Annotated in this window: 6 protein-coding genes; 2 read left to right on the plus strand and 4 right to left on the minus strand. The window is 73.7% G+C overall.

The window, feature by feature from the left end; all coding sequences use genetic code 11:
* Nucleotides 1–168 precede the first annotated feature (168 nt).
* Nucleotides 169–708 (plus strand): GNAT family N-acetyltransferase, encoded by a 540-nt coding sequence (locus CBZ_RS19940; protein ID WP_130783171.1) that lies wholly within the window; start codon nt 169–171, stop codon nt 706–708.
* Between the two features lie 182 nt (nt 709–890).
* On the opposite strand, the gene glgB is transcribed toward CBZ_RS19940, so the two are convergent.
* The 3 genes from glgB to CBZ_RS19955 form a co-directional block, all read right to left on the minus strand.
* Nucleotides 891–3,083 (minus strand): 1,4-alpha-glucan branching protein GlgB, encoded by a 2,193-nt coding sequence (gene glgB, locus CBZ_RS19945; RefSeq protein ID WP_130783172.1) that lies wholly within the window; start codon nt 3,081–3,083, stop codon nt 891–893.
* A gap of 88 nt (nt 3,084–3,171) precedes the next feature.
* Entirely contained in the window at nt 3,172–4,029 is an 858-nt protein-coding gene (locus tag CBZ_RS19950) for a LacI family DNA-binding transcriptional regulator (protein ID WP_246013570.1), read from the minus strand.
* Nucleotides 4,030–4,060: 31 nt separating this feature from the next.
* A complete protein-coding gene (locus tag CBZ_RS19955) occupies nt 4,061–6,592 on the minus strand; it encodes a glycoside hydrolase family 2 protein (protein ID WP_130783174.1) in 2,532 nt (843 codons plus the stop codon).
* 155 nt (nt 6,593–6,747) lie between these two features.
* Between CBZ_RS19955 and CBZ_RS19960 the strand changes: the two genes are divergently transcribed.
* Nucleotides 6,748–8,943 (plus strand): alpha-galactosidase, encoded by a 2,196-nt coding sequence (locus CBZ_RS19960; protein ID WP_130783175.1) that lies wholly within the window; start codon nt 6,748–6,750, stop codon nt 8,941–8,943.
* Between the two features lie 6 nt (nt 8,944–8,949).
* Here the strand turns inward: CBZ_RS19960 and CBZ_RS19965 are convergent, their stop codons facing one another.
* Entirely contained in the window at nt 8,950–9,558 is a 609-nt protein-coding gene (locus CBZ_RS19965; protein ID WP_130783176.1) for a hypothetical protein, read from the minus strand.
* Nucleotides 9,559–9,651 lie beyond the last annotated feature (93 nt).

Consider the following 9,651-nt stretch of genomic DNA (forward strand, 5'->3'; position numbering starts at 1 on the left):
GCGCCGATGGTACTGCACTCGCCAGGGTGTGGGAGAGTAGGACGCCGCCGGACACTCATTCAGAAAGAGCCACCCCTTCGGGGGTGGCTCTTTCTGTTTCCCCGACATTCGCGCACGGGCGCGGGCGTCGTCCCGGCAAGCGTGCTGTGCGTGGAAGGAGCGGTGCCGATGACCTTCGTCGAGATGCGGCGGTGGACGACGGCGGATGCCGGCGCCCTGTACTCCGCGTTCGTGGGCAGCCCTGACCTCGCGCGGCAGCTCGGTGGGGCATCGTTGCAGGACGTCGAGGACTGTGCCGCGTTCATCGAGACGCGACTCGCAGCGCCCTCGGCGTCGTCGTACCAGTTCGCCGTGGCGGTCGACGGCGTGGCGGTCGGCAATGTCGGGGTGAGCGCCGTCGAGCGGGCGCACGGCACCGCGTGGATGTCCTACTGGATCGAGGCCCGCGTCCGCAGACAAGGGCTTGCGACGCGCGGCCTGTCGACCGCGGCGCGCTGGGCCGTGGACGAGCTGGGGCTGTTCCGGCTGGAGCTCGGCCACCGCACGGACAACCCGGCGTCGTGCGCGGTGGCGACCCGCTCGGGTTTCCGTCCTGAGGGCGTCGAGCGGTCGAAGCTGCGGTACGGCACGGAGCGTTTCGACGTCGAGACGCACGCCCGGCTCGCGACCGACCCCGAGCCGGAAGTCGCGCTGCTGCCGCTCGCCTGATCCGCGTTCCGCGGTCGCGCTGCTGCCGCTCGCCTGAGACGAGGCCCGAGGTCGCGCTGCTGCCGCTCGCCTGAGACGAGGCCCGAGGTCGCGCTTCTGTTGCTCGGGTGAGGTGGTGTCGGGGGTCGCGGTGCTGCCGGTGCGTCTGTCCTGTCGCGGGTCGGCGGTGCGCGCCGAGCCCGTCAGGTGGTGGGCGGCTCGGCGGCGACGAAGATGACGGCACCCAGCGGGGGGATGCGGACCGAGGCGGAGAACGGGCGGCCGTGGTGCGGGACCGCCTCGGCCTCGACCTGGCCGAGGTTGCCGACCCCCGAGCCGCCGTACGACTCGCTGTCGGAGTTGAACGCCTCGCGCCAGGTGCCGCCGTGCGGCAGGGCCAGGCGGTACTGCTCGTGGGGGACGCCCGCGAAGTTCACGACGACGGCCGCCGACGGGGCGTCGACGCCCTTGCGGAGGTACGCGAGGGTGTTGCGGTCGGCGTCGTCCGAGTCGATCCACTCGAACCCCTCGGGGGAGTGGTCGAGCTGCCACAGCGCCGGGGTGTGCCGGTAGACCTGGTTGAGGTCGCGCAGGCTGGCCTGGACGCCGCGGTGACCGGGGTCGTCGAGGGCGTGCCAGTCGAGCGACCGTGCCTCGGCCCACTCGGTCTGCTGGGCGTACTCGCTGCCCATGAACAGCAGCTGCTTGCCGGGGTGGGTCCACTGGTAGGCGAGCAGCAGGCGCACGCCGGCGAGCTTCTGCCAGTGGTCGCCGGGCATCCGCTCGTACAGGGAGCCCTTGCCGTGCACGACCTCGTCGTGGCTGATCGGCAGGACGAACCGCTCCGAGTAGGCGTACACCATCGAGAACGTGACCTCGTGGTGGTGGTAGCGCTTGTGGATGGGCTCCTCGGCGACGTAGCGGAGGGTGTCGTTCATCCAGCCCATGTTCCACTTCAGGCCGTACCCGAGGCCGTTGCCGTCGGTCGGGGCGGTGACGCCGGGCCACGCGGTCGACTCCTCGGCGATCATGAGGATCCCGGGGGCGCGCTTGTAGGCGGTGGCGTTGGCCTCCTGCATGAACGAGATCGCGTCGAGGTTCTCGCGGCCGCCGTACTTGTTGGGGCGCCACTGGCCCGGACGACGCGAGTAGTCGAGGTAGAGCATCGACGCGACGGCGTCGACGCGCAGGCCGTCGACGTGGAACTCCTCGAGCCAGTAGACGGCGTTCGCGACGAGGAAGTTGCGGACCTCGGAGCGGCCGAAGTTGAAGACGTACGTGCCCCAGTCGGGGTGCTCGCCGAGCAGGGGGTCCGGGTGCTCGTAGAGCGGCGTGCCGTCGAACTGCGCGAGCGCCCACTCGTCCTTCGGGAAGTGCGCGGGGACCCAGTCGATGATCACGCCGATGCCCGCGCGGTGCAGGGCGTCGACGAGGAACTTGAAGTCGTCGGGGTGGCCGAACCGGGAGGTCGGCGCGAAGTACGACGACACCTGGTAGCCCCACGAGCCGCCGAACGGGTGCTCGGAGACGGGCAGGAACTCGACGTGCGTGAAGCCCATGTCGACGACGTACTCGGTGAGCTGGTGGGCGAGCTCGCGGTAGGAGAGGCCGGCGCGCCAGGAGCCGAGGTGGACCTCGTAGACGCTGAGCGGGCCCGTGTGCGGGTCGCGGTGGCTGCGGTCGGCCATCCACTCGGCGTCGGTCCACGTGTAGCGGGAGTCGACGACGACGGACGCCGTGGCGGGCGGGACCTCGGTGCCACGGGCCATCGGGTCGGCCTTCTGCCGCCACGAGCCGTCGCGGCCGAGGATCTCGAACTTGTACCGGGCACCGGCGCCGACACCGGGGGCGAAGATCTCCCACACGCCGCTCTCGCCGAGCGAGCGCATCGCGTGCGTCGCGCCCTGCCAGTAGTTGAAGTCGCCGACGACCCGGACGGCCTGGGCGTTGGGCGCCCAGACGGCGAAGGACGTGCCCTCCACGTCCCCGAGCACGCCCGGGTAGGTGCGCACGCGCGCACCCAGGACGGTCCAGAGCTGCTCGTGGCGGCCCTCGCGGATGAGGTGTCGGTCGAGCTCCTGCACGGTCGGCAGGAAGCGGTACGGGTCGTCGGCGAGGCTCACGTCCTGCCCGTAGGTGACCTCGATGCGGTAGTCCGGCACGTCCGTGCCCGGCAGGACCGCCACCCAGATACCGTCCTGCTCGTGCTGCGCGGGGACACGGGTGTCCGCGGTGATGACGACGACCTTGTCCGCGAGGGGCCGCAGGCTGCGGATCGTCACGCCGCCGTCGCCGACGTGCGGGCCGAGGACGCCGTGCGGGTCGTAGTAGGCGCCGTGGGCGACCGCGCCGAGAGTACCGGCGTCGACAGGGACCGGGGCAGGGGCCGCGCTCATCCTCCTACCCAACCACCCGGCGGGCGTCTGCGCAGGTGGACGCCCTGAGGGGCAGGTCACGAAGCAGTGTCGAGGGCGCCGGCGGGGGTCAGGCGGGGGTGCGGCCGGCGGGCGGTGCGGTCGAGCCGCGCGTGACGAGCCGGGGCTGCGGCGCGGTGTACGAGGTGACGGGTCCGTCGGCGAGCAGGTTGAGCACGCAGTCGGCGACCTGGACACCCATGGCGTGCACGTCGAGGCTCATCGCGGACAGGGCGGGGCTGGACAGGCGGCACAGGGCCGAGTCGTCCCACGCGAGCAGCGACAGCCGCTCCGGCACGGGGACGCCCATCTCCGCGGCGACGCGCAGGCCGGCGATGGCCATGACGTCGTTGTCGTAGATGATCGCGGACGGCGCCGCGCCGCGGCCCAGGAGTGCGCGGGTGGCGCGGGTCGCGGACTCCTCGCCGTAGTCGCCCTCGACCACGGAGCCCTGCGCGCCGAGGCGGGCGCACTCGGCGACGAACGCCTCGGTCCGCGCCTGCGTGTGCGCGAGGGTGCGCGGTCCGGAGACGCGCGCGAGGCGCAGGTGCCCGAGGCCCACGAGGTGGCCGACGGCGTCGCGCATCGCCTGCCCGTTGTCGATCCAGACGTTCGCGAACGGCAGGTCGCGCGTGGGGCCGCCGACGACGACCGTCGGGATGCCGAGCTCGCCGAGCACGTCGAGGCGGTTGTCCTCGAGCGCGAGGTTGACGACCACCACGGCGTCGACCAGGCGGCCCTCGCCCCAGCGCCGGTACGCACGGATCTCGGCCTCGTGGTCGGGCACGACGTGCAGCAGCAGCGACCGGCCCTCGACGGCGAGGGACTCCTCGATCCCGGCGATGAGCTCCATGAAGAAGGGCTCAAGGCCGAGCATCCGGGCAGGCCGGGCGAGGACCAGGCCGACCGCATCCATCCCGTGCGTCACGCCCGCCAGCGTAGTGGCGGGCGTGCGCCGCTCAGCGGGACGACTCGAGGTCACGCTCGGCGCCCGCCACGAGCTGCGGGTCCCGGGGGACGACCACGTCGTTCGCGGACCGCAGCACCGGCGCGCGCGTGAGCCCCGCGGGGTCGACGCGGGCCGACGTGCGGACGTGGAAGCTCGCCGTCTCGCCGCCGGGGATGTCGACGAGCGCGCGGTCGACGGTCGCGTCGGGGTCGAGGCGGTCGACGTGCAGCGTCACGGAGCGCGCGAGCGAGCGGGCGGTGACGTCGACCCGGTAGCCGTCCTCGACGGGGGTGACCGTCGCGGTGAGCGGGTCGGGGTCGAGGCGCAGGTCGACGTCCTCGGCCCACGTGTGCACGACCTGGACGTCGCCGAGGCGGACGACGAGGGCCTCGCCGGCCGGGTCCTCGGGGGTGCCGACCTCGTCGGGCAGGGCGAACAGGCCCACGGACCACGCGCCGACGGCCAGGCCGAGCTCGACCTCGGCGAGAGTCGTGCCGTCGAGCAGCCGCCGGGACAGGTGCACGGTGCCCTGCCAGATGCCGGCCGTGTCGTTGACGACCGCGAGCATCTCGCGCCCGTCGCGCGGCTGGACCGTGAGCAGGCGCGGGGCGTAGGCGTGCTTGAGCGCGTGCCACAGCGGCTTCGGCCGTTCGTCGCCGTCGATCGCGGCCCACGACGTCACGGGCCAGCAGTCGTTGAGCTGCCAGACGATCGCGCCGGCGGTCCGCGGCCACCACGACCGGTAGTGCTCGACCGCGAACGTCACGGCGCGCGCCTGGTTGAGCTGCGTCGCCCAGTGCCAGTCCGTGAAGTCCTCCGGCACACCGAGGTGCGGCGCGAGGCCGCGGTCGAGCTTGCCGTTGCCGTCGTCGGCCTTCTGGTGCAGCAGGAACGTCGGGTCGTCCTTGGTGAGCGGGCCGCCGTCGTCGGCGTGCACGGCCCGGGTCAGGGTCGACCACGTGGGCGGGCCCTGGAAGCCGAACTCGGAGCAGAAGCGCGGGACGTCGTCGCGGTAGACGGTGTAGTCGACGCGGTTCCAGACCTCCCACTCGTGGTGGGTGCCGTGGTCGGGGTCGTTCGGGTGGACGGCGTCGAGCGCGAAGCCGGGGGAGTAGGGGCTGCCGTCGGCGTAGGGGCGGGTGGGGTCGAGCTCGGCGACGACGCCCTTGAGCAGCTCGGTCGCGTACCGGAAGCCCCACGTGCGGCCCTGCAGCTCCTCCTGCCAGCCCCAGTCCATGAAGCCCCACAGGTTCTCGTTGCCGCCGTTCCACAGCACGAGCGCGGGGTGCGGCGTGAGCCGGGCGACGTTCTCGCGCGCCTCGGCCTCGAGCTCGTCCCAGATCGGCTGCTCCTCGGGGTACGCGGCGCACGCGAGGAGGAAGTCCTGCCAGACGAGCAGGCCGCGCTCGTCGCACAGCTCGTAGAAGTCCTCGGACTCGTAGATCCCGCCGCCCCACACGCGCAGCAGGTTGAGGTTGGCCTCGACGGCCTGGTCGAGGCGGTGCGCCAGGCGCTCGCGGGTGAGGCGCGTGAGCAGGTGGTCGTCGGGGATCCAGTTGGCGCCCTTGACGAAGATCGGCCGGCCGTTGATGCGGAACGTGAACGGCGTGCCGTCGTCGTCGGGGGTCGTGTCGACCTCGACCGTGCGGAAGCCGATGCGGCGCGTCCAGGTGTCGAGCGGCTCGGCGTCGCCCGCGGTGCCGAGGCTGACGGTGAGCTCGGGCAGCGGCTGCGGGCCGTGGCCGACGGGCCACCACAGGGGGGCGTGCGGGACCTCGAGGTCGACGACGGCCGCCTGCTCCCCGGCCGGGACGATCACCGTGACGTCGGCGGACAGGACGCGCGCGCGCACCGTGACCGGCACGTCGGCGTCGGGCAGCCCGGAGCGCTCGAGGTCGGCGTGCACGCGCACCCGGCCGGTGCCGTCGGCGTCGACCGTGACGAGCGAGCGGACCGAGGCGAGGCGGGCGGTGCGCCAGCGCTCGATGCGGGCGGGCTTCCAGAGGCCGGCCGTCTGCAGGTCGGGTCCCCAGTCCCAGCCGAACGAGCAGGCCATCTTGCGGACCATGTTGAACGGCTGCTGGTAGGCGAGCGGGCGCGGGCCGAGCCGGTCCGCCTCCGCCTCGGCGTGCACGATCGCCGAGTGCAGCAGGACGCGCAGGCGCTGGGTGTCGGGGCGCAGCAGCGCGCGCACGTCGTAGCGGTAGGAGCGGTGCTGGTTGGCGGTCCGGCCGAGCTCGTGCCCGTCGAAGGTGATCGTCGCGACGGTGTCGACGCCCTCGAGCACGAGGTCGACGCGCTCGTCGTCGGCCGCGGCGGCGAGGTCGAGCTCGCGCTCGTAGGCCCAGTCGGTGCGCCGCATCCAGGCGAGGACGTCCTCGTTGCGGTCGAGGTACGGGTCGGGGATGAGGCCCTCGGCGAGCAGCGCGGTGTGGCTCGTGCCGGGCACGTGCGCCCGGACGCGCACACCGGCGAGCTCGGCCGGGACGGGTCCGGCGACGGCGGTGAGCGACCAGCCGTCGTACAGGTCCTGGGTGTTCATCCACGCACTCCTGGGTCCGCGGGTCCGGCGCGTCCGTCGCGTCGTCGCGAGCGGTTCGGCGACCTCCGGGGAGGGGCCGAAGCGGCAGCCAGGTACCCGGGGATCATTGTTAGACAAGTGAATAAAGTAAGTCAATCGCATGACAGACTGGCGCGGTGAGCGCTGCGCAGCGGGACGACGCCGTCCCCGGGACCCCTGACCACGACACCGACCTCCACCACCTCCGCGCCGACGGCGTGAGCCTCGTCGTCGACCTCGCCGGCGGCACCCTGCCGCGCGTCCTGCACTGGGGCGCCGACCTCGGCGACCTCGACCCGGACGTCCTGCACGACCTGCGCCGCGTCTCGCGGCCCATGCCCATCGGCTTCCCCGTCGACGGCGAGGTGCCCGTCGCCGTCCTGCCCGAGCAGTCCGCCGGGTTCCTCGGCACGCCCGGGCTCACCGGCACGCGCGACGGGCGGGACTTCTCGACGGCCTTCGTCGTGCGCGAGCACACGGTCGCGCGGCTCGACGACGGCACGCAGCGGCTCGACGTGCACGCCGCCGACGCCGACGCGGGCCTCGGGCTCGACCTCGTCGTCGAGCTCACCGCGCAGGGCCTCCTGCGGCAGCGCGCGACGCTCACCAACACCGCCGACGACACGTACGCGCTCGACGGGCTGCTCCTCACGCTGCCCGTCCCCGCGACCGCGACCGAGCTGCTCGACTTCAGCGGCCGCTGGGCGCGCGAGCGCAGCCCGCAGCGGACGGCGTTCACGCACGGCACGCGGCTGCGCGACAACCGCCGCGGTCGCACCGGCTACGACACCGCGTTCGTCCTCGTCGCCGGAACGCACGGCTTCGGGCACCGCGCCGGCCAGGTCTGGGGCGTCCACACCGCGTGGTCCGGCAACCACCGCACGCTCGCCGAGCGCAGCCACTACCACCCGGGGCTGCTCGGCGGCGGCGAGCTGCTCACGCCCGGCGAGGTCCGCCTCGACGCGGGGGGCACCTACACCAGCCCGTGGGTCTACGGGTCGTGGGGCGTCGGGCTCGACGCGCTCGCGGGCCGGTTCCACCGCTGGATGCGCGCACGCCCGCAGCACCCGCGCACGCCGCGGCCCGTCACGCTCAACACCTGGGAGGCCGTGTACTTCCAGCACGACCTCGGGCGGCTCACCGAGCTCGCCGACGCCGCCGCCGCGATCGGCGCCGAGCGGTACGTCCTCGACGACGGGTGGTTCGGGTCGCGCCGCGACGACACCCGCGGGCTGGGGGACTGGTACGTCTCCGCCGACGTGTGGCCCGACGGGCTCCACCCGCTCGTCGACCACGTCACCGGGCTCGGCCTGCAGTTCGGCCTGTGGGTCGAGCCGGAGATGGTCAACCCCGACTCCGACCTGGCCCGCGCGCACCCCGACTGGATGCTGCAGGTGCCCTCCCGGCTGCCGCGCCCCGCCCGGCACCAGCAGGTGCTCGACCTGGCGCACCCCGAGGCGTACGCGTACATCCTCGAGCGGCTCGACGCGCTGCTGCGCGAGTACGACATCGCGTACCTCAAGTGGGACCACAACCGCGACCTCGTCGACGCCGGCCACGGGCGGTCCGGCACCGCGGGCGTGCACGGGCAGACGCTCGCCGTGTACCGGCTGCTCGACGAGCTGCGCGAGCGGCACCCCGGCGTGGAGATCGAGTCGTGCTCGTCGGGCGGCGGGCGCGTCGACCTGGAGATCCTGGCGCGCACCGACCGGATCTGGGGGAGCGACTGCATCGACGCCCTGGAGCGCCAGCAGATCCAGCGCTGGACGAACCTGCTGGTCCCGCTCGAGCTCATCGGCGCCCACGTGGGCTCCGGGACGGCGCACAGCACCGGGCGGCGGCACGCGCTGTCGTTCCGGGCCGGGACCGCGCTGTTCGGGCACCTCGGCATCGAGTGGGACCTGCGGGAGGCCGACGACGCCCAGCGCGCCGAGCTGGCCGCGTGGGTCAGCGCCTACAAGGACCTGCGCGGGCTGCTGCACACCGGCACGACCGTGCACGCCGACGGCGTCGACCCGTCGCACCAGGTGCACGGGGTCGTCGCGGCCGACGGGTCGGACGCGCTGTTCGCGGTCGTGGCCACCGCGACGTCCGAGTCGCTGCCCACGGGCCGTCTGACGTTCCCCGGCCTCGACCCGGACGCGACCTACCACGTGCGTCCGCAGCCGCCCGGCGACGTCGTCGAAGGGCTCGGCAGCCACTGGCTGTCGCTGCCGTGGTGGACGCCCGACGGTGCCCGGCTCACCGGCCGGGTGCTCGCGGAGGTGGGCCTGCAGGCGCCCGTGCTGTTCCCCGAGCACCTGGTGCTGGTCCGGGCGACGCGGGTCGCGTAGCGGCGCTCAGGGGACCGTCGAGCAGTCGCGCAGGTACTCGTCGCGCTGGTACGGGTACGCCTCGGCGACGTACCGCGCGGCGAGCGCCTGCGCCTGCACCGGGCTCGCGCCCATGCGCTCCGCCACGGCGGTGTCCGACCGCAGCGCCCGGCACTCCGTGACGCCCTCGTCGAACTCGCCCGCGACGTGGTGCGCCTCGTGCGAGACGACGTGCACCGCGACCACCTCGTCGAGCGACGGCGCGTGCTTCGTGCTCCACAGCCACGCGCCCAGCCGGGCGCAGGTCTGTGCGCGCAGGATCGACGTCTGCGGATCGTCGTAGCGGACCATGCCGAGCGTGCCCGACAGGTCGAGCCAGTCCGCGCCCGCGCGCCTGCAGACGACCTGGGCGTCCGGGACGCCCGACGCGAGCCGGGTGGCGGCCGTCGCGGCCGCCTGTGCGTGGTGGTGCCGCAGCTCGAAGTAGCCGCCGACGGCCGTGAGCGCGAGCCACCACACGAGCGCTGCGACGCCCAGCGCGGGGAACGACGCGCTGCCGCGGACGACGCGGACCACCGCGCGCGCGGCGAGGACGGTCGTGGCTGCGACCACGACCGTCAGCGTCCCGACATCCATCGCGCCTCCTGCTCCAGGAGTCGGCACGCGGGGGCTCCGTCTGGAGCCTCGGCCGGACCTGCGCGCGGCGGGGCGGACGACGAGGGGCCCCGT

The sequence above is a fragment of the Cellulomonas biazotea genome (genome assembly GCF_004306155.1).
GTDB lineage: Bacteria > Actinomycetota > Actinomycetes > Actinomycetales > Cellulomonadaceae > Cellulomonas > Cellulomonas biazotea.